A 24,070-nucleotide genomic window follows, 5' to 3' on the forward strand; every position below is an offset into this window, starting at 1 on the left:
CGACGAGGGGTAATCCAGGTGTGCTGGTAGGCACACTCCCGGAATCTGGACCGTACTGGCCCAGAATGCCTCCGTGTGTAAGGCTTACCCCCATGACCGCTGCTGTTGACCGCCGCTTCGTGGCTCGCCGCCACGTTGATTACGGCCGCGTCCGCAGCGCGATGTGTCCGGCTTACTGACGCCGCCCGATTTGAGTCCGGGCGTGCGAGACGCGCCGGCACTCTCCTGACACAGACGTCACGAGTCCTCCAAATGCCGAACGTGTCGACGTGCGCCCACCGACACCCGGAGGACCGCCGACATGGCGCCCAGCAGCACCCCAGCTACGCCGACCGCCCGCCCCCGTAAGGCGCGCGGCGAAGGCCAGTGGGCGCTCGGACACCGCGAGCCGCTCAACCCCAACGAGCGCAGCAAGAAAGACGACAACCCCCTCAACGTCCGGGCGCGGATCGAGAACATCTACGCGCACGGCGGCTTCGCCTCGATCGACCCGGCCGACCTGCGGGGCCGGTTCCGCTGGTGGGGGCTCTACACCCAGCGCAAGGCCGGGATCGACGGCGGTCGCACCGCGATCCTCGAGCCGGAAGAGCTGGAAGACGAATACTTCATGCTCCGGGTCCGGGTCGACGGCGGCGCGCTCAACCTGGCCCAGCTGCGGGCCATCGCCGGCATCTCCACCGAGTTCGCCCGGGACAGCGCCGACATCACCGACCGGCAGAACATCCAGATGCACTGGATCCGGGTCGAGGACATGCCGGAGATCTGGCGCCGGCTGGAAGCGGTCGGCCTGCAGACCACCGAGGCGTGCGGCGACTGCCCGCGGGTCGTGCTGGGCAGCCCGGTCGCCGGGGTCTCGGCCGACGAGGTGCTCGACGCGACGCCGGCGATCGACGAGATCGTCAAGCGGTACGTCGGTGACCCGGCCTACTCCAACCTGCCGCGCAAGTTCAAGTCGGTCATCTCCTGGCTGCCCGACGGGCCCTACCAGGCGAACGACATCTCGCTGGTCGGCGTGGTGCACCCCGAGCACGGCCCGGGCTTCGACCTGTGGGTCGGCGGCGGCCTGTCCACCAACCCGCGGCTGGCCGAGCGCCTCGGCGTCTGGGTGCCGCTGGCCGAGATCCCGGACGTCTGGGAAGGCGTGATCGGGATCTTCCGCGACTACGGCTACCGCCGGCTGCGGCACCGCGCCCGCCTGAAGTTCCTGCTCGCCGACTGGGGCGTGGAGAAGTTCCGGGAGATCCTGGAGAAGGAATACCTGGGCCGCACCCTTCTCGACGGGCCGTCGCCGGAGCTGCCGGAGCGGCCGATCGACCACATCGGCGTGCACAAGCAGCGCGACGGGAAGAACTACATCGGCGCCGCTCCCGTGGTCGGCCGTTCGTCCGGCACCCAGCTGACGAAGTTGGCCGACCTCACCGAGGCCGCCGGTTCCGGCCGGGTGCGGCTCACGCCGTACCAAAAGCTCCTGGTCCTTGATGTTGTCGACGAGAACGTCGAAGGCTTGATCCGCGGGCTGCGCGAGATCGGCCTGGAGGCGCGGCCGTCCGCCTGGCGGCGCGGCACGATGGCCTGCACCGGGCTGGAATATTGCAAGCTCGCCATCGTCGAGACCAAGGCGCTCGGCGAAGATTTGGTCGCCCGGCTCGAGGAGCGGCTCAAGGACTTCGACGCGGACATCTCGGTGCACATCAACGGCTGCCCGAACGCCTGTGCCCGCACCCAGGTCGCCGACATCGGCCTCAAGGGCCAGCTGGTCATGAACGCGCAGGGCGAGCAGGTCGAAGGCTTCCAGATCCACCTCGGCGGCGCCCTCGGCATGGCCAAGGGCGAGACCGCCGGCTTCGGCCGCAAGCTGCGCGGCCTCAAGGCCACCGCCGAAGAGCTCCCGGAGTACGTCGAGCGCGTCGCCCGCAACTACCTGGACGGCCGCTCCGACGGGGAGACGTTCGCCGTCTGGGTGATGCGGGCCGAGGAGGCGCTTCTCAAATGAGCGACGCCCGATCCGCCCCGCTCTACTGCCCCTATTGCGGGGAAGAGGACATCCGTCCCAACGAGGCTTCGCACGGTGCCTGGGAGTGCCACTCCTGCGCCCGAGTTTTCACGGTCAAGTTCAACGGGTTGCTGTCCAAGGGAGTAAACCGATGACAGTCATGGCCACCTCACTCAACCTCATCGGTCTCGGTCCTTCAGTGGTTGCCGGACGCCGCACTCCCGAGGAGCTCAAGGCACTCGCGCTCGACGCCGCCGTCGCGCTCGAGGGTGCCCCGGCCGAGCAGATCGCCAAGTGGGCGACCGACACGTTCGGCGCGCGCTTCTGCGTGACCAGCTCGATGGCCGACGCCGTCGTCGCCCACCTCTTCTCCCGGGTCGCCCCCGGCGTCGACGTGGTCTTCCTCGACACCGGCCTGCACTTCCCGGAGACGCTCAAGGTGCGCGACATCGTCGCCGCGACGATGAACGTCAACGTGCGCTCGATCCGCCCGCAGCAGACCGTCGGCCAGCAGGACGGCGAGTTCGGCCCCCGGCTGTTCGCCCGCAGCCCCGACGAGTGCTGCTTCATGCGCAAGGTCGAGCCGCTCGAGCGCGCCCTCGCCGAGTACGACTCGTGGGCCACCGGCCTGCGCCGCGACGAGTCGCCGACCCGGGCCAACACACCGGTCGTGACGTTCGACGCCAAGAAGGGCAAGGTCAAGGTCAACCCGATCGCGGCCTGGACCCAGACCGACGTCGACCGCTACATCAGCCGCTGGAACGTCCCGGTCAACGAGCTGTTCAAGAAGGGCTACGGGTCGATCGGCTGCTGGCCGTGCACCCGGCGCACCAAGGCGGGCGAGGACCCGCGGGCCGGCCGCTGGGCCATGTTCGAGAAGACCGAATGCGGCCTGCACGTCTGACCCCGTCCCGGGACCGGCCGGCCGTGGTCCTGGTGGCCCACGGCAGCCGCGATCCCCGGGCCGCCGCGGCCACCGAGGCCCTGGCCCGTGCGGTGCGCCGCGCCCACCCGTCGTGGGACGTGCACGCCGCCTACCTCGACCACGCCGGCCCGCGCCCGCTGGACGTCCTCGCGTCCCTGGCGCCGGGCCGCCGGGCGGTCCTGGTCCCGCTGCTGCTGACCAAGGCCTACCACGGCCGGGTGGACATCCCCGCGGTCCTGGCTGCCGCCGAAGATCTACCCGTTTCGGTGACCCTGGCCGAGGTACTCGGCCCGCAGCCCGGCCCGCTCGCGGCCGCCGTGCCGGTCCCGTCGCTTCTGGTGGACGGCTTGGCGCGGCGCCTGCCCGCGGCGGGTCTCGACGCGGTCGTGCTGGCCGCGGCTGGTACCCGCAACGCGGCCGCGCGCGCAACGGTCGAATGGGCGGCAAACGCCCTGAGCGCCCGCCTGAGCCTCCCGTGCGCCGTGGCCTATGCCTCGGCCGCCCCGCCGCTCCCGGGCGCGGCTGTCGATGCCCTGCGGGCGTCCGGCGCCCGTCGCATCGGCATGGCGGCCTACTTCCTGGCCCCGGGTCATCTCTACGACCTGGCGGCCGACTCGGCCCGCACCGCCGGCGCGGTGACGATCGCCACCCCGCTGACCGACGCCCCGGAACTTGTCCGATTGGTGGCGGCTCGGGTGGGTGCGGTGGCTTCGCCGGCTTCCGCCGCCGCCTGATCTGTTGCGGAGAGTAACTGGATCATGTGGCCCTGTGGAGGGTCGTCAGGTTCCACAGCGGAGGGTGAGGATCTTTGTGCGCCGCGCAATTTCGAGATCATTTCGCGAATCTCGATGGAACGCACGGTGATCCAATTTGCGCTCTCCGGAACGGCTCTCATAAAGCTCTCAGGAAATATGAGCCCCGTGTAATCGAGTCAGAACAGCAAGACGCCCCGGTGCCGATCGGCCCGGGGCGCAAATGCTGTGAGTGGTTCTTTGGGGGATTGGTTCAGGCGGTAGGAGCGCCGACCCGGAGGCCGCCACGACGCTTGACTGCGCGCCGCTCATCTTCGCTCATCCCGCCCCAGACGCCGGCGTCCTGACCGGACTCGAGTGCCCACGAGAGGCATTCCTCGGTCACGGGGCACCGCCGGCACACGGCCTTGGCCTGCTCGACCTGCAGGAGCGCGGGGCCGGACGTCCCGATCGGGAAGAACAGCTCCGGGTCCTCGTCGCGGCAGATCGCATCGTGACGCCAGTCCATGGCGGCAACACTCCTTGTTTCGGATGGGGTTAATGAATGAACTACTGGTATTACCTATGCGTGCGCGGTGGCGACCTTCGGGCGGGGGCCCGTCTGATCGTCGGTGCGTCAGCAAGCTTTTGGTCTTACTCCGTGCCGTTCAGCGCTTCTGGATTAGGAACGCGCGCAAGCAGCAACGGGTTACTTCTTATCGCTTGTGAATGCTTTCACGAACTCCTGCGATGTCAAGGGTAGCGGCGGAAATTTCTCCCCGCGGGTGAGCTGGCTCACGACCCCTTTGTCCGGTTCTGAGGCGACTTTCAGTACCGGATGACGAACGCTCCCATCAATGTAGTACGGTCTCGGCCGCCTTGCCGCTCTTTTGCCCGTCTTTCTGTAACGGATCGTGAGCGTGGTACCCGGCGGTCAGCAGATCACACGCAAAGCTTCCGGGACGGACACGAAGTGCACCTTCTGGCGCTCCCCTAAGTAGTCGCCGTCCAGCTGGAAAGCCTGCGGCCGATTCGCCACCACGGTGAATTCGGCCTGGTCATGCAGCTGCAGCACCTGCTTGCCGTGTGGATTGCCCTTGCGGGTGGCCAGTTGAGCCAGGGTTCGTGTGGTGCTCGTCACCGCGAGCCGCCGCAGCGCGAGCACATCGAGCCCGCGATCGAACGAGGCGGCCGGGTTCGGGTTGATCGGGCGATCGCCCAAATAGGTCCACGGGGCGGTGTTCTGCACGATCACCGTGCCGAGGTCCATCTCGGCCGGTTCGCCGGGCCGCTCGATGGAGATCGGTGGGATCTTGCGGTCGTCGCCGACCACGAACTGGCCGACGATCGAGCGGAAGTAGAGAGACGGTGTGGACTTACGGCCGCGCAACCGGGCCTGTTCGACCCGGCGCACCACGGCGGCGTCCAGGCCCACCCCGGCGGCGAAGGTGAAGTAGCGGTCGTCGGCGCGGCCCAGCCCGATCACCCGGTGCCGGCCGTCGCGCAACGCATCGAGGATCATGCTGGTGCCGTCGACCCAGTCCCGCGGCAGTCCGAGCGCGCGGGCGAAGACATTCGTGGAACCGCCCGGCACGACGGCGAGGGCCGGCAACGCCTGGGCCCGGGGACCGGCGATGCCGTCCAGGGCGGAGCGCGCGGTCATCAATCCGTTGACCGCCTCGTTGACCGTGCCGTCGCCGCCGAGGGTGACCACGACATCGACGCCGCTCTCCGCCGCGGCACGGGCCAGCGACGCCGCGTGCCCGCGCCGGGTGGTGTATTCGACGGTCAGACTGACCGCGCTGCGCAGGGCCCGGACCAGTACGTCTCGGCTGCGCTCGCTGGTAGTGGTGGCTTTCGGGTTAACCACCAGTAACGCCCGCATGGGCGGCACTGTACCCGTCGAGCGCGTTCTGAGCTGTCGGTATGGTGCACAAGTGGCCGGTGAGAATGCAGTCGTTGACAACCCCCGGACCTTGGTATCGGCCGTGTGGCTGCTCTACCTGGAGTGTGCCGGGCTGGCCGGCCTGACCGCGTACCTGGTCTATCGGGACGTGACCGCGGAGAAGCTCGAGGTCGGCGTGGCCGTCTCGCTGACCGTGATGACGGCGCTGGCCGCCGTCGTGATCTTCTTCCTCGGCCGCTCGCTGGCCCGCCGGCAGCGCGGCGCGCGCGGCCCGTCGATCGTCGTGCAGCTGTTCGTGATCGCGGCCGGCGGCTTCCTGGTGCAGGTCGGCCCGGTCTGGGTCGGAATAATTCTGATGATTACAGGTGCCCTGACCGGGGTACTCACCGTTGTTCCGCCAAGTACCAGAGCGCTCGGCGTCGATTAATCACCCTCGAACCGTTGGTCAGGGCCTACCCTGTGTAGGTGACCGGATCTACGGTGCGACCTCCCGCCTATCAACTGCTGGCGGATGAGTTACGGGCGGACATCACCTCGGGACGGCTGCAGCCGGGCGAGCGGCTGCCACCGGAGCCCGAATTGTGCGTAAAGACGGGGGTTAGCCGGAGCACCGTCCGGGAGGCGTTACGCCTGCTGGCGAGTCAGCACCTGATCGTCACCACCCGCGGCGTGACCGGCGGCAGCTTCGTCTCGCACCCCGACGCGGAACAGCTGGCCGACGGCCTCGCCACCGGCTTCACCCTGCTCACCAACTCGGACGGGGTGGGCCTGGCCGATCTGCTCGAGCTGCGCCGCGCCCTCGAGGTGCCGGCCGCCGGGCTGGCCGCGCTGCGCCGGGAAGACGATCACCTGCTGGAGATTCGCAGCGCGCTCTTCGACCCGGCTCTGGACGACCTCGAAACCATGCTGGCCGCGCACGCCGCGTTCCACATGGCGGTCGCCAAGGCGACCGGCAACCCGCTGTTCGAGCTGGTGGTGCGCCCGCTCTACCACGCGACGTACGGCGAGGAGGTCACCAGCAACCTGCCGGAGGGTTACTGGGTGCAGATCGACGTCGATCACCGGCAGATGCTCGACTGCCTGGTCAACCGGGATGCCGAGGCGGCCAGCCGGGCCGCGGCCGCACACCTCGATTACGTGGTGCGGTCGACCCAGACGCTGGACGTCACCCCTCGGTACGCCGGGTGAGCAGGCGAATCGTCGCGTGCTGACCGTTCGCCTCGGCCGACGCCGAGGTGGTCAGCGCGGTGAGCACCTTCCAGGCGAAGGACGACTCGGCCGGTAGCCGGGCGCCACGCACGGTGGTCACGCTCACCTCGACGGTCAGCGCGTCGTCGGTCACCGCGAAGCGGCACTCCAGCTCGGCGCCCCGGGTCGCGATCGCCAGCAGCATCGCGCACGCCTCGTCGACGGCGATGCGCAGGTCTTCGATCTCGTCCAGCGCGAAGTGCAGCCGGGCTGCGAGGCCGGCGGTGGCTGTCCGGAGCACGCCCAGGTAACCGCCGTCGGCGGGCACCGTGAGCAGAACGACGTCGTCGCCGAGCGCCGGATCCGGGTGCGTGAAAGTCACGAATGTGAGCCTATCTGCTTACCGGGGCCGGCGGGGAGGCGCGTTCGGCGAGCCGGTGCAGGGCGTCGCCCGACAACCGGTACGGCACCCAGTCGGCGGTGACCTCGGCGCCGATCGCGGCGTAGAACTCGGCGGCCGGATTCCAGTCGAGCATCACCCACTCCAGGCGGTGATAGCCACGCTGCACACAGATCTCGGCGAGGGCGGCGAGCAGTGCGCCACCGGCGCCGGCGCCACGCGATTCCGGCCGGACGTAGACGTCTTCCAGGTGGATGGCGCTCGTTCCGGTCCAGGTGGAGAACTTGAGGAACCAGAGTGCGAACCCGATCGGGCGGTCCGCCGGGTCGACCGCGACGTGCCCGAAGACCGTGGGCTCGGCGAACAGGACGCCCTCGAGCTGCTCGGTGGTGAGGTGGCACTGGTCGGCCGCGCGTTCAAAATCGGCCAGCTCGTGCACCATCGCGACAACGGCCGGCACGTCCTGCGGACGTACCGGCCGAACCGTTGCGGTGAAGCTCACGCCTGCTTGGTCTCCCAGAAGATCTTGGAGATCTCCTCGATCTTGCCCAGGAGCTGCTCGGCCACAGCGGGGTCGACCGAGCCCTTGGCACCCGAGGCACCGGCAAGCTTGGTGGCCTCGTTGAACAGCTGGTGCAGGTTGGGGTACTTCTCGAAGTGCGGGGCCTTGAAGTAGTCCGTCCACAGCACCCACAGGTGGTGCTTGACGAGCTCGGCCCGCTGCTCCTTGATCAGGATGGCGCGAGTGCGGAACTCGGGGTCGGTGTTCGCCTGGTACTTCTCGGCGATCGCCTTGACCGACTCCGCCTCGATCCGGGCCTGCGCCGGGTCGTACACACCGCAGGGCAGGTCACAGTGTGCGCTGACCACGGTCCGCGGTGTGAAGAAACGCGGAAGTCGCATGAGGACTCCTCCATACGGGTTTGCGATGATCCGCAGTTGACACTACCCCTTACATCCCGCCACTAACGCAACGGAGGACTGATGCCTTGAGATGGCAATTACCACTGTTCGCAGTCTTGGTGAACGGACCGTCGATGGTGCCCGCCCTACGCTCCGGTGACGCGTTGCTGGTGCGGCGCGGGGGACGGGTGCGCCCCGGGGACGTCGTGGTCGCGCGTTTCCGCACCCGTCCTGACCTGCTGGTGGTCAAGCGGGTTATACGCGAGCAGGACGGCGGCTGGTGGATTCAGGGCGACAACCAGCTCATCGAGGACGACTCCCGTAAGTACGGGGTGGCGGATGTCATCGGCCGAGTCTTAATTCGCTACTACCCGCGCGTAGGTCGGCTAGGTTAGTGTCCGTGTACCGCAGCGCACACCCGCGCAGCGGTTGCTACCCCGGGTGATCCCCGCATCGCACCGCCGCTCGGCGCCCATTCGCGACCGAGGACCGAGCCGGTGCACCGTGTCAACGCCGATGCCGTGTGGAGTCACCATGTCTTTCTTCAGTTTCGAACTCGATCCCTCTCTTGCCGCCGATCCGGTCTTTGACCTGCATAAACACGGCAAGATGTCGATCAGCCCGACCGTCTCGCTGGCCAGCCGCGACGACCTCTCCCTCGCCTACACCCCCGGCGTCGCCCGGGTCTGCGAGGCCATCGCCGAGGATCCCGCGCTCTACCCCGACTACACCTGGACGGCCAACACGGTCGCCGTCATCACCGACGGCTCCGCGGTGCTCGGCCTCGGCAACATCGGCCCCAAGGCCGCGATGCCGGTCATGGAGGGCAAAGCGATCCTGTTCAAGCAGTTCGGCGGGGTCGACTCGATCCCGATCTGCCTGGACACCCAGGACGTCGAGGGCATCATCGCCGTGGTCAAGGCGCTGGCGCCGTCGTTCGGCGGGATCAACCTCGAGGACATCAGCGCCCCGCGCTGCTTCGAGATCGAGCAGCGCCTCGACGCCGAGCTCGACATTCCGGTCTTCCACGACGACCAGCACGGCACCGCGGTGGTCACGCTGGCCGCCCTGCGCAACGCCGCCAAGCTGCTCGGCCGCCAGTTCGCCGACCTGCGCATCGTGATCAGCGGCGCCGGCGCGGCCGGGGTCGCGATCACCCAGACCCTGATCGCGGCGGGCGTCCAGGGCGCCAACGTGATCGTCTGCGACTCGCGCGGCATCATCCACGCCGACCGTGAGGGCCTGAGCGGCAAGAAGGCCGAGCTGGCGGCGACCACCAACATCTCCGGCCGCACCGGCGGCATCGCCGAGGCGCTGATCGGCGCCGACGTCCTGATCGGCGTCTCCGGCGGCGCGATCGAGGAGAGCGCGCTGGCCGGCATGGCCCCCGGCGGCATCATCTTCGCCCTGGCCAACCCCACGCCGGAGGTCCACCCGACGATCGCCCACAAGTACGCCGCGATCGTCGCCACCGGCCGCAGCGACTTCCCCAACCAGATCAACAATGTCCTGGCGTTCCCCGGCATCTTCCGCGGCGCCCTCGACTCCCGCTCCACCACGATCACCGACGCGATGAAGGTGGCCGCGGCCGACGCCATCGCCGAAATCGTCGCGGACGACCTCCGCGCCGAGGCGATCGTCCCCTCACCGCTGGACCCGCGGGTCGCTCCGGCGGTCGCCGCGGCCGTCGCCGCCGCCGCGATGAAGGACGGCGTGGCCCGCCGCGAGGTCCCGTCGGCCCCCACGGCCCCTGCGGCCGCAACCCAGGCCGCATCCGCGCCAACCCACTGAGCTTGTCGGACAAGGGCCCGGCGGTTTTCCGCCGGGCCTTTTCCATGCCCTTATAGGTACGCCCAACACCGTCCCGCCCAACCCTGACCGCCCCGCCGAGCAGCGCGACCACCTGCAACAACAGGCCGCACCGCGCCTCTCGCGCAAGATCGCCCCCAGACCCGCGCCGGGCGATCAATTTCGGTCCGGGCGCCGACCGGTCGGTCCGCCCGGAGGCGGACCGGGGAGGGTGGGTGGCTACGGCCTGGCCTGCGCGGCGGGGGCGGGGTGTTGCGGTTGGGGACGGCGTCGGGCGTACTCATGAATTTCGGTTTGGCTTATAAGGTCGATGGATGCGTGCCGCCAGTGCTATCGCCGCCTCGCCCGACAAGCCGTTGAGTGTGCTCACCGTGGGTGAGGTCGCGGAGCCGGAGTTGCCGGAGGGGTGGGTCGCCGTTGAGGTGCGCGCGGCCTCGCTCAACCACCATGACCTGTGGTCTTTGCGTGGGGTCGGGCTGCCGGGTGATCGGCTGCCGATGATTCTCGGGTGTGACGCCGCCGGGGTAACTCCGGAGGGTGACGAGGTGGTGATCTATCCGGTCGTCGCCGACTCGGGGGATCCGCGCGGGATGTCGCTGTTGTCGGAGCGGTTTCCGGGGACGCTCGCCGAGCGGGTCGCGGTGCCGCGGGACAACCTGATTCCCAAGCCGGCCGGGCTGTCCTTCCTGGATGCGGCGTGCCTGCCGACGGCCTGGCTGACCGCCTACAACATGCTCGTCACCCGTGGGCGGGTCGATCTGGCCTCGTCGGTGCTGGTGCAGGGGGCCGGCGGTGGGGTGGCGACGGCGGCCGTGGTGCTCGCCCTGGCGATGGGCAAGACGGTCTATGCGACAAGCCGCGACCCCGGCAAGCGGGCGAAGATCGCGGCGCTCGGCGCGGTGGCGGTCGAGCCCGGCGCGCGGCTGCCGGAACGGGTCGACGTGGTGATCGAGTCGGTGGGGCAGCCGACCTTCGACCACTCGATGAAGTGCGCGGCGCCGGGCGCGCGGATCGTCGTGTGCGGGGCTACCGGCGGGCATCTGGCCACGGTTGACCTGCGGCGGCTGTTCGCGATGCGGCTCGAACTGCTGGGCAGCGTGATGGGGACGCTTCCCGAACTGGAGGCGCTGATGGACCTGCTGGTCGAGAAGGACATCCGGCCGGTGATCGACTCGATCTACGGCTTCAGCGCGGTGGCGGACGCGTTCGCCCACCTGGAGTCCGGTGATGTGTTCGGCAAGGTGGCGCTGGACTTCCTGCACTGAGCTTTTTTAGAGGCGGTTGGTGAAGGTTGCCAGGTTGTCCTCGGCGGCGTCCTTGGTGAGGCGCGACTTCGCGGAGCGGTCGCCGTAGAGGCTCCAGCGCCAGAAGTCCCGGCTTGTCGCGGAGATGACGTCGAGTGAGCGGCCGCTGGCCACGTGACCACCGCGGGGGAACGTCAGGAACGCCTTCGGCCACTTCAGGGCGTCGAACACGGACCGGCCGTCGGCGTAGGCGATGGTGTTGTCGAGCTTGCCGTGCACGAACAGCAACGGCGTCGCGGCGCCGGTCAGCGGCGTCGCGATGATCTGCCGTCCGGCCAGCACCAGGCCGGCCCGCAGTCGAGCGTCCCGGTCGCCGCTGAACATGCCCAGCGTGGTAATCCCACCCGCCGAATGCCCGGCCGCCGCGATCCGCTCGGCGTCGACCGTGTCGCCGAGCCGCTTCACCACCTGCGTGATCACGTAGCTGGCGTCGGCCGGCTGGTTGACCACGTCGAGCGGGTTGAACTCGCTGACCCCGCCGGCGGTGAACGGATAGGCCGGCGCGGCGACCACAAAACCGGCCTTCGCCCAGGTGGTGATCATCGCGGCGTAGTCGCGCGGGCGTGCGGTCAGCCCGTGACTGAACAGGATCAGCGGGAAGGGCCCGTCGCCGGTCGGCCGCCAGATCGTCGTCGGCAGCGGCCGGTCGCCGCGGGCGAACGCGACCTGACTGGTCTTGAGCGCGAAGGTCCTGCTGGGAGCCGTAGCGGCCGCGCTGGGCGTCGCGGTGGTGGGCGTCGTGGCACTGGGTTTGGCGGCGCTGGTTGTCGGGCTGCCGGTCGTCGGGGTGCTGGCCGGCTGCGCCGAACAAGCGCTCGCCGACGCCGCCGCGCCGGCCGCGACAAGGGTCTTGATCAAGGTACGGCGATGCACCCGGCCCATTGTGCCGCCGTTACCTGTGGAGCCTCGGCGGCTGCTATCGCCGGCCGGGGTAGACCATGCGCGGCACTCGGCGACCGGCGGCCTCGTCGCCGTTCAGGGTCCAGCGCAGGAAGTCGATCACGGTGGACTTCATGGTCGGATAGCCGAGTTCGCCCGGCTGCAGGTAGGTGGAGTGCGAGTTACGGCGCAACAGCAGGTAGGCCTTGGGCCAGGGCACCAGCTTCCAGGCCGCCCGGCTCACCGCCATCGGCACCACCGGATCGGCGGTGCCCTGCAGGAACAGCATGCTGGCCGGCGCCCCGGCGAACGCACCCGGAGCCGCCCACCCCGCCATGATCACCCCGGCCCGCAGCCGCGGATCGTGCCCCGCCGTGAACAGCCCGCTGGTCGTGTACCCGCCGGCCGAGTGCCCGACCGCCGCGATGTGCTCGGCGTCGATCCGATGCCAGAGCGGATCCCCGGGCGTGTAGTTGAGCCGCAGCACTCGAGACAGCACATACCGGGCGTCAGCCGGCTGCCGCACGATGTCAGCCCGCCGAAACCGCAAAGCGAACTCACTGGTGTACGGGTAGGTAGGCGCAACAACCACGAACCCAGCCGCGGCAAACTGGGCCAGCACCGGCGCATAGCGTTCCGGCGACCCGGACAGCCCATGACTGAACAGAACCACCGGAAAGCGCCCGGTAGCAGGCGCAAGCCCGGCCCGCGCGGAAGCCGCCACCCGAGCCACAAGCTCAGCCGGCACCGGCCGACTGACCCGCTCCGCCCGGTCGGCCCGCTCTGCCTGGCTGGCCCGCTCTGCCTGGCTGGTCCGGGCGGCGCGGTTGGTCCGGGCGGTGTGGCCAGCTCGCGCTGCGTGCTTGTCCCGGGCGGTGGGGCCCGCGGGAGCGGTGCGCTTGGCCTCGGTCGTTGCCTCGGAGGAGGCTGCCGGTTTGGGGCGTGCGGCGCCTTGTGACGCGGTGGCGCGGTCGCGGTGGCTTGCTGGGGCGAACAGGCCGTCCGTCGGCTGGGGGAGGCGGCGGCGATTGGTCAGTTCGGCCTGGTCGGGGTCGGCGGCGGGATAGAAGACCAGCGTGGGGAGCGGGCGGTCGAGGCCGCGTCGCAGGTCCAGGGTGCGGACGCCGACCGGCCAGGTGGGCTCGTCGGCCGCGGCCGGGAGCGCGATCAGGGGCGCCGGCTCGGGCCGGGAAATCGGCGCCGGCCGGGTCGGTTCGCTGAAGCATCCGCCGGCCGCCAGGGCGAGAATCAGGGCCACCGCCGTGCCCGCCAGCCGCCGCGTTCCCATGATCCGACGTTACGGCGCAACACTCCCACGAAGGAGTGAAATCGCCGGACCGGGTGAATAGGCACTGGTAGGCGACATGGTCGGCAGGGTGGGGTGGTCGGCGGGCGGGCTTCTTTTCGCTATGGTCTTGGCCATGTCTGACAACAGCGTCGATCCGAGCGGCAACACCGAGGCGTTCCGGGCCTTTACTCAGGACACCCCGCAGGAGCCCGCCGCAGCAGCCTCCAAGACCCCGCTGATCGTCACCGGCGTGGTCGTCGCCGTCGTACTCATCGCCCTGATCGCCTGGCTGGCCAGCTGATCAGTCGGCCAACCCGAGAGCGGCGCGGGACTGGTTGGCAATCTCCAGTTCCTCGTCCGTCGGGACCACACACACCGCAGTGCGCGAGCCGTCCGGGGAGATGATCTCCTCGGCGGCTTCGTTGCGTGTGGGGTCAACGGCGATGCCCAGCGGTTCCAGACCGGCCAGCGCCGCCGCCCGCACCTCGGGGGAGTGCTCGCCGACCCCGGCCGTGAACGTGATCGCGTCAACCCGGCCGAGCACCACCAGGTAGGACCCGATGAACTCGCGCAGCCGCCGGATGTAGACGTCGAAGGCCAGGACGGCAGCCGGGTCACCGGCTTCGCGGCGCTGCTCGACGGTGCGCATGTCGTTGTCGCCGCACAGGCCGAGCATGCCGCCGTGCCGCGTCAGCGAACTCTCGATCTCGTCGATCGGCAGGCCGGCCACCCGATGCAGATGGAAGATCACGGTCGGGTCGATCGAGCCGCTGCGGGTGCCCATCACCAGGCCGTCCAGCGGCGACAGGCCCATCGACGTGGCCACGCTGCGGCCACCTCGCACGGCGGTGGCGCTCGCGCCGTTGCCCAGATGCAGGGTGATCACGTTGGTGTCCTCGACCGGCCGGCCGAGGATCGCGGCGGTGCGGCGAGCGACGTATCCGTGCGAGGTGCCGTGGAATCCGTAGCGCCGGATCTGCCACTTGGCGGCCAGCTCGGCGTCGATCGCCCAGGTCACGCCCTCGGGCGGGATGGTCGCGTGGAACGCGGTGTCGAAGATCGCCACCTGCGGCACGTCGGGCAGCAGCTTGCGGGCCACCTCGAGGCCGGTGACCGCGGCCGGGTTGTGCAGCGGCGCCAGCGGGATCAGCGACTCGATGCGGGCCACGACGTCGTCGTCGACCACGGTCGGCTCGGTGAAGTCGGAACCGCCGTGCACCACCCGGTGGCCGACCGCGGCCAGCCCTTCCAGGTCGGTCTCCGACATGATCCGCTGTAACGCCTCGCGGTGGTCGGCCGTGTTGCCGCCCGGCTCGCCGATCTTCTCGACCAGCCCCTTCGACACCGTTTCGGTTCCGTCGAAGAGCCGGTATTTCACCGACGAGGAACCGCTGTTGAGCACCAAAACCCTGGTCATCGCGCTGCCGCCTGAATCGCTGTGATCGCCACCGTGTTGACGATGTCCTTGACCGTCGCACCGCGGGACAGGTCGTTGACCGGCCGCCGCAGCCCCTGCATGACCGGCCCGACGGCGACCGCATGGGCCGACCGCTGAACCGCCTTGTACGTATTGTTCCCGGTATTTAGATCGGGGAACACGAAGACCGTGGCCTTGCCGGCCACCGTGCTGTCCGGCAGCTTGGTGGCCGCGACCGCGGGGTCGATGGCCGCGTCGTACTGAATCGGGCCCTCGACCGGCAGGTCGGGCCGGCGCTCCCGGACCAGCGCGGTGGCCGCCGCGACCTTTTCCACGTCGGCGCCCGCGCCGGAGCTGCCGGTCGAATAGGACAGCATCGCCACCCGCGGCTCGATGCCGAACGCGGCGGCCGTGTCGGCCGAGGAGAGCGCGATGTCGGCGAGCTGGGCGGCGTCGGGGTCGGGGTTGACCGCGCAGTCGCCGTAGACCAGCACCCGGTCGGCCAGCAGCATGAAGAACACACTGGAGGCGACGGTCAGCCCCGGAACCGTCCGGATGATCTCGAAGGCCGGGCGGATGGTGGCGGCCGTGGTGTGGTTGGCGCCGGAGACCATGCCGTCGGCATAACCCTCCTCGACCATCAGGGTGCCGAAGTAGTTGACGTCCCGGACCACGTCGTACGCCAAGTCCAGCGTTACGCCCTTCTTCTTGCGCAGCTCGGCGTAGCGCGACGCGAAGCGGTCGCGCCACTCGCTGCTCTCCGGGTCGACCAGGTTGGCCCCGCCGATCGAGACGCCGAGCTCGCGGGCCCGGCGGGTGATCTCGGCCCGGTCGCCGAGCAGGGTGAGCTCGGCGACGCCGCGGCGCAGCAGGGTCTCGGTGGCCCGCAGGATGCGCTCGTCGGTGCCCTCGGGCAGCACCAGGTGGCGTCGCTCGGCGCGGGCCTTGTCGATCAGATCGTTTTCGAACATGAGCGGGGTGACCCGGGCGGAGCGGGCCACGTCGAGGATGCGGGCCAGCTCGGCGGTATCGACATTCTCCTCGAACGCACCGAGCGCGGCCTCGACCTTGCGCGGGGTGCCGGTGCTCAGCCGGGCCTCGATGCGCGAGGCCGAGGCGATCGTGTGATAGCTGTCGGAGTCGACCACAAGCATCGCGAGCCCGGTGTTGAGTTTCTCGATCACCGCGACCGCGCGCGGGTCGGGTGCCTCGCCGAGAGTCAGCACCAGGCCGGACAGCGTCACGTTGCCGGCCGCGTGCGCGGCGCTCGCGGCCACCAGCAGGTCGGCCCGGTCGCCCGGGGTGATCAGCAGCGCGCCGTCGGTCAGGTGCTCCAGCAGGGCCGGCACGTGCGCGGCCCCGACCACGTAGTCGAGCACGTCGCGGTCCAGAGCGTTCGTCGAGCCGCTGACCACGGTGGCGTCGAGCGCGGCGGCCACCTCGGCGACGGTCGGCGCGGCCACCGCGGCGACCTCGGGGATCGACCACATCGGCACCGGCAGCCCGGCGGCCGGCTTGAGCGGCACGCCCGGCGGCACCCGGTTGGCGATCACGGCCAGCACGGTGGCGTCGAGGTCGACGAGCGAATGGTAGGCACTGCGGGCGGCCGCGCCGATCGACTCCTCGCTGCGCCCCTCGCCGCTGATCACCGGGATCACCACGCTGCCGAACTCGGTCGCCAGTCGGGCGTTGAAGCCCAGCTCGCGGGGCATCTCATCACCGCCGCTGGCCGGGCTGCCGGTGAAGTCACTGCCGATCACCACGACCGAGGCGCTCTTGCGCTCGACCTCGCGGTAACGCTCGACGATGCGGGCGATCAGCTCCTCCCACTTGCCGTCGGCCACCAGCTGGCCGGCCTCGGCCGCGGTGACGCCGAACGAGTCGGCGTAGGGGGCGACCACCGGGTAGCGCTCGGTGAGCAGGGTCAGCAGGGGATCAGTGCCGGGCCCGGGGAGCAGCGGGCGGAACACTCCGATGCGGGCCACCTGGCGGGAGAGCAACTCGGCCAGGCCGAGTGCAACGGTGCTCTTACCGACACCAGGCCCAAGCCCGGCCACATAAACGCTTCGTGCCACGCCTTCAACCTACCGGCGGACCGGCAAACACCGCCGGGCCAAAAGTCCTCTTGTGGATGAAGACTTGCTTAGTGCACACTAGGCGCCCGTCACCCCTTATCCACAGGTCCCAGCTTGGCACTTGTGGCGGCGACCGGCTTCGGTACGGTCGATCCGAACCAAACGTGGAGGTCCCCGATGAACGACCAATACAAGGCGCGGCTGTCGGCCGTTGAGCAGCGCGTGGAGTTCGAAGCAGGACTACGCGCCAAGGTCGACCGAGATCTCGCTGACCTGCAGAGCGGTCAGCAAGGCATGCTCAAGGTGGTTAACGCACTGCGCGAAACGCAGGTGGAGCAGGGTCAGGCCATCGGGCGGATCGAGAGCCGGATGGACAAGTTCGAGGCCACGCAGAACCTGCACACAGCCGCTCTGAACCACCACAGCGCCATCCTCACCGAGATGGTCCAGCTGGCCGTCGAGCAAAAGCGGCGGACAGATCAGCTGGACGCAAAGGTGGGCCAGCTCAGCACGCAGATGGTTCGGGTGCTCGAGCTGCTCGAGCCGCCGCACGCGCCGCGGATTGCAGCGGCCTGCTGATCAGAGGAGCCGCCGCAGATATGCCTCCGGGTCGGCCAGGAACAGGCGCCAGCGGTTGGTCAGCTCCAGGTCGGCCCAGGTGGTGCGGCGGATGCCGTGCTCGCCCAGTTCGAGGATGGTGGCGCCGGGCAGGGCGGTCAGCAGCGGGGAGTGGGTGGCCACGATCACCTGCGCGCCGGCCAGGCGCAGGGTGTCCAGGTGGGCGGTCAGGCGCAGGGTCGAGGTGAACGAGAGCGGGGCCTCCGGCTCGTCCATCAGGTAGAAGCCGAAACCGCGGAACTTGCGCTCCAGCAGCGTCAGGAAGCCCTCGCCGTGGCTGCGCTCGTGCAGGTCATGGTCCGGCGAGTCGGGGAGGTCCTCGAGGTACGTGTAGAGGCCGTGCATGGTCTCGGCCCGCAGGAAGTACGAGTTGACCCGCTTGCCCGGCGTCCGGACCACCCGCAGGATGTCGGCCAGCGGCGACTCGGTGACCCGGGTGGAGTGCATCGCCCCGCGCGAGCCGCCCTCGGGGTTCAGGCCGTGCACGCCGGCCAGCGCCTCGATCAGCGTCGACTTGCCCGAACCGTTCTCGCCCACCAGGAAGGTCACTCCGGCGGGCAGGTTGAGGCCGTGCTCGAGGACCGCCGCCACCGCCGGGATCTTCGCCCACCAGGCGTTCCGGTCCAGCGAAGCGCCCGGGGCGAGCTCGATCCGGCGGATCGGGGGCGGCGTTTTACTCGTCGTCATCCTCGTCGGCCCGGGCCAGCCAGGTAGCGAAGCGCTCGATCGGGGTCTCGAACTCGGGGTTGATGTCGACGAAGGTGCTCAGTTGGGCGCCGAGCCACTCCAGCGTGACGGTTTCCTCGCCGCGCCGTTCGACCAGTTCCTCGATGCCCCGATCGGTGAAGTACATGACCGGATAGTAAAAGGGGGCGCTCCGCCGAAGCGGAGCGCCCCCATCAAATCAGCGTTACGGCCGCGGAAGAGCGGCCTCGATCAGCGCCGACTGCTCGGCGTCGTGCATCTTGGCCGAGCCGACCGCCGGAGCGGCCGCGGCCGGGCGGGAGATCCGGCGCAGCCGGACGCCCTCCAGGTGCTCGAGCAGGTTGAGCGCCACGAACGTCCAGGCACCCTGGTTCGCCGGCTCCTCCTGCACCCAGGCGAAGTCTTCCGCGTTCGGGAACTGGGCCAGGATCGCCTTGAGCTCGGCCACCGGCAGCGGGTAGATCTGCTCCATCCGGATGATCGCCGTGTCGGTGATGCCGCGCTCGGCCCGGGCCTGGAACAGGTCGTAGTAGACCTTGCCCGAGCAGAGCAGGACCCGCTTCACCGAGCCGGCGTCCAGCGGTGCGCCGTTGACCCCGGCGTCGCCGAGCACCGGCTGGAACGTGCCGGTGGTGAAGTCGGCGACCGACGACACCGCCAGCTTGTGCCGCAGCAGCGACTTCGGCGAGAACACCACGAGCGGCTTGCGCTTGCTGGACAGGGCCTGGCGGCGCAGCAGGTGGAAGTAGTTGCCGGGGGTGGTCACGTTGGCCACCCGCATGTTGTCCTGCGCGCAGAGCTGCAGGAACCGCTCGGGCCGGCCGGACGAGTGGTCGGGACCCTGGCCCTCCTGGCCGTGCGGGAGCAGCAGCACCAGCGACGACTGCTGGCCCCACTTCACCTCGCCGGAGGAGATGAACTCGTCGACGACCGTCTGGGCGCCGTTGGCGAAGTCGCCGAACTGGGCCTCCCAGAGGACCAGCGCGTCGGGGTTCTCCACCGAGTAGCCGTACTCGAAGCCCATTGCCGCGTATTCGGAGAGCAGCGAGTCGTGCACGAAGAACCGGGAGTTGCCGGTGGCCAGCGTCGACAGCGGCAGGAAGTCCTTGCCGGTCTTCGAGTCGACGATCGACGCGTGCCGGGAGACGAACGTGCCACGGCGGGAGTCCTGGCCGGCGAGCCGGACCGTGACGCCCTCGTGCAGCAGCGAGCCGAAGGCGATCAGCTCACCGAACGCCCAGTCGATGCCACCCTCGTTCGACATCTTGGCGCGCCGCTCGAGCAACTGCTGCACCCGCTTGTGCGGGGTGAAGCCCTCGGGCAGCTCGAGGTGGGCCTGACCGACCGAGCCGACCGTGGCGGCGTCCACCGCGGTGTCGACCTGCGGTTCCGGCTCCTCGGAGATGACCCGCGGCCGCGGCGGCGTGCCGGCCGCGTCCCGGGTGGCCTTGAAGACCTGCTCCAGCTGCGACTGGTAGTCGCGCAGCTGTTCCTGGGCGTCGTCGACGGTGATGTCGCCGCGGCCGATCAGCTCCTCGGTGTAGAGCTTCCGCACCGAGCGCTTGGTGTCGATGATCTGGTACATCCGCGGGTTGGTCATCGACGGGTCGTCGCCCTCGTTGTGACCACGGCGGCGGTAGCAGACCATGTCGATGACGACGTCCTTGTTGAACGCCTGGCGGTACTCGAAGGCGAGCTTGGCGACCCGCACCACGGCCTCGGGGTCGTCCCCGTTCACGTGGAAGATCGGCGCCTGGATCATCCGGGCCACGTCGGTCGAATACATCGAGCTGCGGCTGTACTCCGGGGCGGTGGTGAAGCCGACCTGGTTGTTGACGATCACGTGGACCGTGCCGCCGGTGCGGTAACCGCGCAGCTGGGACAGGTTGAGCGTCTCGGCGACCACGCCCTGCCCGGCGAACGCGGCGTCGCCGTGCACCAGCAGCGGGAGCACCGTGTAGCCGTGCAGGCCCAGGTCGAGGCGGTCCTGCTTGGCGCGGACGATGCCTTCCAGGACCGGGTCGACGGCTTCCAGGTGGGACGGGTTGGCCACCACGCTGACGGTCGTCGAGTGCTCGCCGTCCGGCGTGGTGTATTTCCCGGTCTGACCCAGGTGGTATTTCACGTCGCCGGAGCCGTGCGAGGACTTCGGGTCCATCTGGCCCTCGAACTCGCTGAAGATCTTCTCGTACGGCTTGGCGACGATGTTGGCGAGCACGTTGAGCCGGCCGCGGTGCGCCATGCCGATGACCATCTCGTCGAGGCCGGCCTCGGCCGACGACTCGAGGACGGCGTCGAGCAGCGGGATCAGCGACTCGCCGCCCTCCAGCGAGAACCGCTTCTGCCCGACGAACTTGGTCTGCAGGAAGGTCTCGAAGGCCTCGGCGGCGTTCAGCCGGTTCAGGATGTGCTTCTGCTCGTCCTGGTCGGGCTTGGTGTACTTGATCTCGATGCGGTCCTGGATCCAGCGCCGCTCCTCGGGACCCTGGATGTGCATGTACTCGATGCCGACCCGGCGGCAGTAGGTGTCCCGCAGGACGCCGAGCACGTCGCGCAGCTTCATCCGCTGCTTGCCGGCGAAGCCGCCGACCGGGAAGGTGCGGTCGAGGTCCCACAACGTCAGGCCGTGCTGGAGCACGTCGAGGTCGGGGTGCCGGCGGATCTCGAACTCGAGCGGGTCGGTGTCGGCCATCAGGTGACCGCGCACCCGGTACGCGTGGATCAGCTCGACGACCCGGGCGGCCTTGTCGATCTGCCCCTCGGACGTGCGGGCCACGTCGCGCACCCAGCGGACCGGTTCATAAGGAATGCGCAGCGACGTGAAGATCTCGTCGTAGAACCCGTGGTCGCCCAGCAGGTATTCGTGCATCGCCTTGAGGAACTCGCCGGACTGCGCGCCCTGGATGACCCGGTGGTCGTAGGTGCTGGTCAGCGTGGTGGTCTTGCTGACCCCGTGGTCGGTAAGCGTCTCGTCGCTCATGCCCGCATAAGGCGCGGGGTATTCCATCGCGCCCACGCCGACGATCGCGGACTGGCCCTGCAGCAGGCGCGGGATCGAGTGGACCGTCCCGATGCCGCCCGGGTTGGTCAGCGAGATCGTGGTGCCGGAGTAGTCGTCCATGGTGAGCTCGTTGCGCCGAGCCCGCCGCACCACGTCCTCGTACGCCTGCCAGAACTTGCGGAAGTCCATCTGCTCGCAGTTCTTGATCGACGGCACGACCAGGGTGCGGGTGCCGTCCTTCTTGGCGAGGTCGATGGCGATACCGAGGTTGATGTGCTCGGGCTGCACCAGCGCGGGCTTGCCGTCGATCTGGGCGAACGAGTTGTTCATCTCGGGGTGCTTGATGACCGCGCGAACCAGCGCCCACCCGATCAGGTGGGTGAAGCTGACCTTGCCGCCGCGCCCACGGGCGAGGTGGTTGTTGATCACGATGCGGTTGTCGACCATGAGCTTGGCCGGGACGGTCCGCACCGAGGTGGCGGTGGGCACCTCGAGCGACGCGTCCATGTTCTGCACGATCTTGGCGGCCACGCCGCGCAGGGTCGTGACCTTGGCACCCGCGGGCGCCTTGCCGTTCGAAGCGGCGGCGGCCGGAGCCGGCTTGGCGGCCGGCGCGGGCTTCGGTGCAGGCTTCGCAGCGTCGGGAACGGTGGGCTTCACCGGCGCCACGGTCGCGGCCGCGGGGGCGTCCGTGCCGGCTTTGGCCGCCGTGGCGGTCGCATTGGCCGCCTTAGCCTCGTCGGGGGTGACGATCGAACCCGTTGCCATCGCCGGCTTGTAGTCGGCGAAGAAATCGTGCCAGGCGGGGTCAACACTGGTCGGGTCGGCCAGGTAGCGCTGGTACATCTCATCGACGATCCACTCGTTGGGGCCGAAGTCCGCGAGCGGGTTGTCATGCGAAGTCTGCTGGGTCGACACTTTCGTGTTCGCCTCTTTCACCATGTTGTCAGCACGCGACCGGGTCGTCACATGGGACGGGAAGAAATTCGGTGTCAAGGCTACGCCGTGCGGGGGCAAGATCCGCCCCCGCGTCGGCTCTACGAAGTCTAGAAGGTTATGTTGCGTCAGGAGATGTCGCGGCGTTTGGTGAGCCACGTGCCGAAGAAGCCGGCGACCACCGCGTAACCGATCAGCACGACGGCACCGACCCAGCGCGGAGGGTTACCGGGCAGTTCGGTGCCCGAGATCATCAGCTGGGACGCGGTCGTCGGGATCAGCACCTGAAGGTTCTCGAACCACTGCGCCACGTACTGGGTGAGCAGGAAGAAGATCAGGCCGATGGCGGACGTGCCGACCACGTAGACGATGCCCAGGATGAGCGTCGCCGCGAGCTGGTTCTTGATCAGCACGCCCAGGCCGACGCCGAGCACCGCCCACAGCACGAAGGCCAGCAGATTGAGCCCGATCGCTCGCCACACCGCGCCCTCGCCGAGCTGGCTGCTCAGGTCGAGGTTGTTCATGATCAGCGGGACCACGATCAGGTTGAGCAGCGTGGTGAGCAGCCAGACCAGCACGCCGACGATGACCGCGGCGCCGAACTTGGCCAGGATGACAGATTCCCGCTTAGGGGTGACCAGGAACGTGGCGGTCGCGGTGAGGTGGAAGAACTCACTGGTCACGATGATCGCCGACAGCAACAGCACGATCAGGATGCCGAAGTACTGACCGCTCGTGTAGAGCGTGGTGGCCACGTTGATCGGCTCGAGCGCGGCCCGCACCTGCTCGGCCTGGTCGGGGTCGCTGACCTGGTCGGGGGAGGTCGAGGCGAACTGGGCCCAGTTGGCCAGCACGCTCGCCGCGTACAGCGGGAGCAGGACGATGCCCATGATCCACCAGATCGCGGTGGTGCGGAGCTTGAAGAGCTCGGCGTTGATCAGGTTCATCGAATGCCCGCCATTCCGGCCGTCAGTTGCAGGAAGACCTGTTCCAGGTCGCCGCGCTCGGCGACCAGTTCGTGCAGCTCGACCGAGGCGGTGAAGGCGGCGTGCCCGATGGCGGCCGCCTCCGCGCCGCCGACCAGCAGCGACCCGTCGGCCTGCGGCGCCACGGTGGCCCCCAGAGCGGACAGGGCGGTGGTCAGCTCGGCCGCCTGCGGGGTGCGCACCCGCACCTGGGTGGTGCCCATCGAGCCGAGCACCTCGTCGACCGGACCCTGCCGGACCAGCTTGCCGGCCGCGACGATCACCACGTCGTCGGCCAGCACCTGCATCTCGCCGAGCAGGTGGCTGGAGACCAGCACGGTGCGGCCCTCGGCGGCCAGCGCCTTGAGCAGGTCGCGCATCCAGCGGATGCCCTCGGGGTCGAGGCCGTTGGCCGGCTCGTCGAGGATCAGCACCTGCGGGTTGCCGAGCATCGCCGCGGCGATGCCGAGCCGCTGCTTCATGCCGAGCGAGTAACCCTTGAACTTGCGCTTGCCGGCCGGGGTGAGCCCGACCAGTTCGAGCGTCTCGTCGGCCCGCGAGTCGGGCAGCCCGGCGGCCCGGCAGATCATCCGCAGGTGGTTGCGGCCGCTGCGGCCGCGGTGCGCGCTGGACGCCTCGAGGACCGCGCCGACGTGCCGGATCGGGTCGTGCAGCTCGGTGTAACGCTCGCCGCCGATGGTGGCGTTGCCCGAGGTCGGCGTGACCAACCCGAGCAGCATGCGCAGGGTGGTGGTCTTGCCGGCACCGTTCGGGCCGAGGAAGCCGGTCACCCGCCCGGACCGCACGGTGAAGCTCAGGTCGTCGACGGCTCGAAGCTTCTTGTACTGCTTGCTCAGGTGATCGACGACTATCGCGTCGCTCGCTGGCCCGGTCATCGAGCAGCCCCCTTCTGGAAAGGGATCAACGTACTAGTTATGTGCCAGCTGTGTGGGCCCGTGGCCGAAAGCACAAGGCGTTCATGTTTCGGCCATTCATCCCTACCAAGGCCGACATTCCATCGGCAGTT

24 protein-coding genes are annotated in these 24,070 nt (G+C 69.3%); 10 read left to right on the forward strand and 14 right to left on the reverse strand.

The window, feature by feature from the left end:
• Positions 1–301: 301 nt before the first annotated feature.
• The 3 genes from Ate02nite_RS36775 (at position 302) to Ate02nite_RS36790 (ending at position 3,652) form a co-directional block, all read left to right on the forward strand.
• Complete coding sequence (locus Ate02nite_RS36775) at positions 302–1,993, forward strand: nitrite/sulfite reductase (protein WP_203812525.1); 1,692 nt, start codon at positions 302–304, stop codon at positions 1,991–1,993.
• A 151-nt stretch (positions 1,994–2,144) separates the two neighbouring features.
• Entirely contained in the window at positions 2,145–2,897 is a 753-nt protein-coding gene (locus tag Ate02nite_RS36785) for a phosphoadenylyl-sulfate reductase (protein ID WP_203812527.1), read from the forward strand.
• Positions 2,879–3,652 carry a sirohydrochlorin chelatase gene (locus tag Ate02nite_RS36790; RefSeq protein WP_203812528.1) on the forward strand — a complete coding sequence of 258 codons (774 nt, stop codon included), beginning with the start codon at positions 2,879–2,881 and terminating at the stop codon, positions 3,650–3,652. The genes Ate02nite_RS36785 and Ate02nite_RS36790 overlap by 19 nt, the downstream gene beginning before the upstream one ends.
• 271 nt (positions 3,653–3,923) lie before the next feature.
• Here Ate02nite_RS36790 and Ate02nite_RS36795 read toward each other — a convergent pair whose 3' ends face one another.
• Positions 3,924–4,178, reverse strand: coding sequence for a WhiB family transcriptional regulator (locus tag Ate02nite_RS36795; RefSeq protein WP_093619131.1), 255 nt, complete (start codon positions 4,176–4,178; stop codon positions 3,924–3,926).
• 405 nt (positions 4,179–4,583) lie between these two features.
• On the reverse strand, positions 4,584–5,534 hold the full coding sequence (locus Ate02nite_RS36800; RefSeq protein WP_203812529.1) for a diacylglycerol/lipid kinase family protein: 951 nt from the start codon (positions 5,532–5,534) through the stop codon (positions 4,584–4,586).
• A 52-nt stretch (positions 5,535–5,586) separates the two neighbouring features.
• Between Ate02nite_RS36800 and Ate02nite_RS36805 the strand changes: the two genes are divergently transcribed.
• Positions 5,587–5,982 (forward strand): hypothetical protein, encoded by a 396-nt coding sequence (locus Ate02nite_RS36805; protein WP_239147973.1) that lies wholly within the window; start codon positions 5,587–5,589, stop codon positions 5,980–5,982.
• 38 nt (positions 5,983–6,020) lie between these two features.
• Positions 6,021–6,743, forward strand: coding sequence for a FadR/GntR family transcriptional regulator (locus Ate02nite_RS36810; protein ID WP_203812530.1), 723 nt, complete (start codon positions 6,021–6,023; stop codon positions 6,741–6,743).
• Here the strand turns inward: Ate02nite_RS36810 and Ate02nite_RS36815 are convergent.
• Genes Ate02nite_RS36815 through sodN form a run of 3 tightly spaced genes read right to left on the reverse strand, consistent with a single transcriptional unit; the run spans position 6,721 to position 8,046 of the window.
• Entirely contained in the window at positions 6,721–7,125 is a 405-nt protein-coding gene (locus tag Ate02nite_RS36815) for an ATP-binding protein (RefSeq protein ID WP_203812531.1), read from the reverse strand. The genes Ate02nite_RS36810 and Ate02nite_RS36815 overlap by 23 nt on opposite strands.
• Positions 7,126–7,135: 10 nt before the next feature.
• On the reverse strand, positions 7,136–7,645 hold the full coding sequence (locus Ate02nite_RS36820; RefSeq protein ID WP_239147974.1) for a GNAT family N-acetyltransferase: 510 nt from the start codon (positions 7,643–7,645) through the stop codon (positions 7,136–7,138).
• Positions 7,642–8,046 (reverse strand): superoxide dismutase, Ni, encoded by a 405-nt coding sequence (gene sodN, locus Ate02nite_RS36825; protein WP_203812532.1) that lies wholly within the window; start codon positions 8,044–8,046, stop codon positions 7,642–7,644. Before sodN ends, Ate02nite_RS36820 begins: the two co-directional genes overlap by 4 nt.
• Positions 8,047–8,132: 86 nt before the next feature.
• Here sodN and Ate02nite_RS36830 point away from each other — a divergent pair, with 86 nt between their 5' ends.
• From Ate02nite_RS36830 to Ate02nite_RS36840, 3 genes are all read left to right on the forward strand, one after another.
• Entirely contained in the window at positions 8,133–8,441 is a 309-nt protein-coding gene (locus Ate02nite_RS36830; protein WP_275422984.1) for a S26 family signal peptidase, read from the forward strand.
• 139 nt (positions 8,442–8,580) lie between these two features.
• Complete coding sequence (locus Ate02nite_RS36835; protein WP_203812534.1) at positions 8,581–9,837, forward strand: NAD(P)-dependent malic enzyme; 1,257 nt, start codon at positions 8,581–8,583, stop codon at positions 9,835–9,837.
• Positions 9,838–10,169: 332 nt separating this feature from the next.
• Positions 10,170–11,120 (forward strand): zinc-binding dehydrogenase, encoded by a 951-nt coding sequence (locus tag Ate02nite_RS36840; protein ID WP_203812535.1) that lies wholly within the window; start codon positions 10,170–10,172, stop codon positions 11,118–11,120.
• A 6-nt stretch (positions 11,121–11,126) separates the two neighbouring features.
• On the opposite strand, the gene Ate02nite_RS36845 is transcribed toward Ate02nite_RS36840, so the two are convergent.
• A complete protein-coding gene (locus tag Ate02nite_RS36845) occupies positions 11,127–12,032 on the reverse strand; it encodes an alpha/beta hydrolase family protein (protein ID WP_239147975.1) in 906 nt (301 codons plus the stop codon).
• A gap of 43 nt (positions 12,033–12,075) precedes the next feature.
• Positions 12,076–13,326, reverse strand: coding sequence for an alpha/beta hydrolase family protein (locus Ate02nite_RS36850; protein ID WP_203812537.1), 1,251 nt, complete (start codon positions 13,324–13,326; stop codon positions 12,076–12,078).
• A gap of 133 nt (positions 13,327–13,459) precedes the next feature.
• Here Ate02nite_RS36850 and Ate02nite_RS36855 point away from each other — a divergent pair, with 133 nt between their 5' ends.
• Positions 13,460–13,627 carry a hypothetical protein gene (locus Ate02nite_RS36855; protein ID WP_203812538.1) on the forward strand — a complete coding sequence of 56 codons (168 nt, stop codon included), beginning with the start codon at positions 13,460–13,462 and terminating at the stop codon, positions 13,625–13,627.
• On the opposite strand, the gene Ate02nite_RS36860 is transcribed toward Ate02nite_RS36855, so the two are convergent.
• Both Ate02nite_RS36860 and pta read right to left on the reverse strand, forming a co-directional pair.
• Positions 13,628–14,743 (reverse strand): acetate/propionate family kinase, encoded by a 1,116-nt coding sequence (locus Ate02nite_RS36860; protein ID WP_203812539.1) that lies wholly within the window; start codon positions 14,741–14,743, stop codon positions 13,628–13,630. It lies immediately after the preceding gene.
• Positions 14,740–16,818: a phosphate acetyltransferase gene (gene pta, locus Ate02nite_RS36865; protein WP_203812540.1), complete on the reverse strand. Its 2,079-nt coding sequence runs from the start codon at positions 16,816–16,818 to the stop codon at positions 14,740–14,742. Before pta ends, Ate02nite_RS36860 begins: the two co-directional genes overlap by 4 nt.
• A 177-nt stretch (positions 16,819–16,995) precedes the next feature.
• Between pta and Ate02nite_RS36870 the strand changes: the two genes are divergently transcribed.
• On the forward strand, positions 16,996–17,397 hold the full coding sequence (locus Ate02nite_RS36870) for a hypothetical protein (protein ID WP_203812541.1): 402 nt from the start codon (positions 16,996–16,998) through the stop codon (positions 17,395–17,397).
• Here the strand turns inward: Ate02nite_RS36870 and Ate02nite_RS36875 are convergent, their stop codons facing one another.
• The 5 genes from Ate02nite_RS36875 to Ate02nite_RS36895 all read right to left on the reverse strand — a co-directional run bounded on the left by Ate02nite_RS36875 (position 17,398) and on the right by Ate02nite_RS36895 (position 23,939).
• Positions 17,398–18,123: an AAA family ATPase gene (locus Ate02nite_RS36875; protein WP_203812542.1), complete on the reverse strand. Its 726-nt coding sequence runs from the start codon at positions 18,121–18,123 to the stop codon at positions 17,398–17,400.
• Positions 18,110–18,289 (reverse strand): DUF6104 family protein, encoded by a 180-nt coding sequence (locus tag Ate02nite_RS36880; RefSeq protein ID WP_203812543.1) that lies wholly within the window; start codon positions 18,287–18,289, stop codon positions 18,110–18,112. The genes Ate02nite_RS36875 and Ate02nite_RS36880 overlap by 14 nt, the downstream gene beginning before the upstream one ends.
• Before the next feature lie 57 nt (positions 18,290–18,346).
• On the reverse strand, positions 18,347–22,084 hold the full coding sequence (locus Ate02nite_RS36885; protein WP_438871304.1) for a multifunctional oxoglutarate decarboxylase/oxoglutarate dehydrogenase thiamine pyrophosphate-binding subunit/dihydrolipoyllysine-residue succinyltransferase subunit: 3,738 nt from the start codon (positions 22,082–22,084) through the stop codon (positions 18,347–18,349).
• 122 nt (positions 22,085–22,206) lie between these two features.
• Positions 22,207–23,025, reverse strand: coding sequence for an ABC transporter permease (locus Ate02nite_RS36890; RefSeq protein WP_203812544.1), 819 nt, complete (start codon positions 23,023–23,025; stop codon positions 22,207–22,209).
• Positions 23,022–23,939, reverse strand: coding sequence for an ABC transporter ATP-binding protein (locus Ate02nite_RS36895; RefSeq protein WP_203812545.1), 918 nt, complete (start codon positions 23,937–23,939; stop codon positions 23,022–23,024). The genes Ate02nite_RS36890 and Ate02nite_RS36895 overlap by 4 nt, the downstream gene beginning before the upstream one ends.
• Positions 23,940–24,070 lie beyond the last annotated feature (131 nt).

The sequence above is a fragment of the Paractinoplanes tereljensis genome (assembly GCF_016862435.1).
Lineage (GTDB): Bacteria > Actinomycetota > Actinomycetes > Mycobacteriales > Micromonosporaceae > Actinoplanes > Actinoplanes tereljensis.

Bases quoted from the DNA above. Each gene is read 5' to 3' on its own strand.
- Ate02nite_RS36775 (WP_203812525.1), top strand. From the start codon at position 302: ATGGCGCCCAGCAGCACCCCAGCTACGCCGACCGCCCGCCCCCGTAAG.
- Ate02nite_RS36870 (WP_203812541.1), top strand. From the start codon at position 16,996: ATGAACGACCAATACAAGGCGCGGCTGTCGGCCGTTGAGCAGCGCGTG.
- Ate02nite_RS36795 (WP_093619131.1), bottom strand. From the start codon at position 4,178: ATGGACTGGCGTCACGATGCGATCTGCCGCGACGAGGACCCGGAGCTG.
- Ate02nite_RS36855 (WP_203812538.1), top strand. From the start codon at position 13,460: ATGTCTGACAACAGCGTCGATCCGAGCGGCAACACCGAGGCGTTCCGG.
- sodN (WP_203812532.1), bottom strand. From the start codon at position 8,046: ATGCGACTTCCGCGTTTCTTCACACCGCGGACCGTGGTCAGCGCACAC.
- Ate02nite_RS36885 (WP_438871304.1), bottom strand. From the start codon at position 22,084: ATGGTGAAAGAGGCGAACACGAAAGTGTCGACCCAGCAGACTTCGCAT.
- Ate02nite_RS36835 (WP_203812534.1), top strand. From the start codon at position 8,581: ATGTCTTTCTTCAGTTTCGAACTCGATCCCTCTCTTGCCGCCGATCCG.
- Ate02nite_RS36850 (WP_203812537.1), bottom strand. From the start codon at position 13,326: ATGGGAACGCGGCGGCTGGCGGGCACGGCGGTGGCCCTGATTCTCGCC.
- Ate02nite_RS36785 (WP_203812527.1), top strand. From the start codon at position 2,145: ATGACAGTCATGGCCACCTCACTCAACCTCATCGGTCTCGGTCCTTCA.
- Ate02nite_RS36875 (WP_203812542.1), bottom strand. From the start codon at position 18,123: ATGACGACGAGTAAAACGCCGCCCCCGATCCGCCGGATCGAGCTCGCC.
- Ate02nite_RS36800 (WP_203812529.1), bottom strand. From the start codon at position 5,534: ATGCGGGCGTTACTGGTGGTTAACCCGAAAGCCACCACTACCAGCGAG.
- Ate02nite_RS36860 (WP_203812539.1), bottom strand. From the start codon at position 14,743: ATGACCAGGGTTTTGGTGCTCAACAGCGGTTCCTCGTCGGTGAAATAC.
- Ate02nite_RS36790 (WP_203812528.1), top strand. From the start codon at position 2,879: ATGCGGCCTGCACGTCTGACCCCGTCCCGGGACCGGCCGGCCGTGGTC.
- Ate02nite_RS36895 (WP_203812545.1), bottom strand. From the start codon at position 23,939: ATGACCGGGCCAGCGAGCGACGCGATAGTCGTCGATCACCTGAGCAAG.
- Ate02nite_RS36840 (WP_203812535.1), top strand. From the start codon at position 10,170: ATGCGTGCCGCCAGTGCTATCGCCGCCTCGCCCGACAAGCCGTTGAGT.
- Ate02nite_RS36890 (WP_203812544.1), bottom strand. From the start codon at position 23,025: ATGAACCTGATCAACGCCGAGCTCTTCAAGCTCCGCACCACCGCGATC.
- Ate02nite_RS36880 (WP_203812543.1), bottom strand. From the start codon at position 18,289: ATGTACTTCACCGATCGGGGCATCGAGGAACTGGTCGAACGGCGCGGC.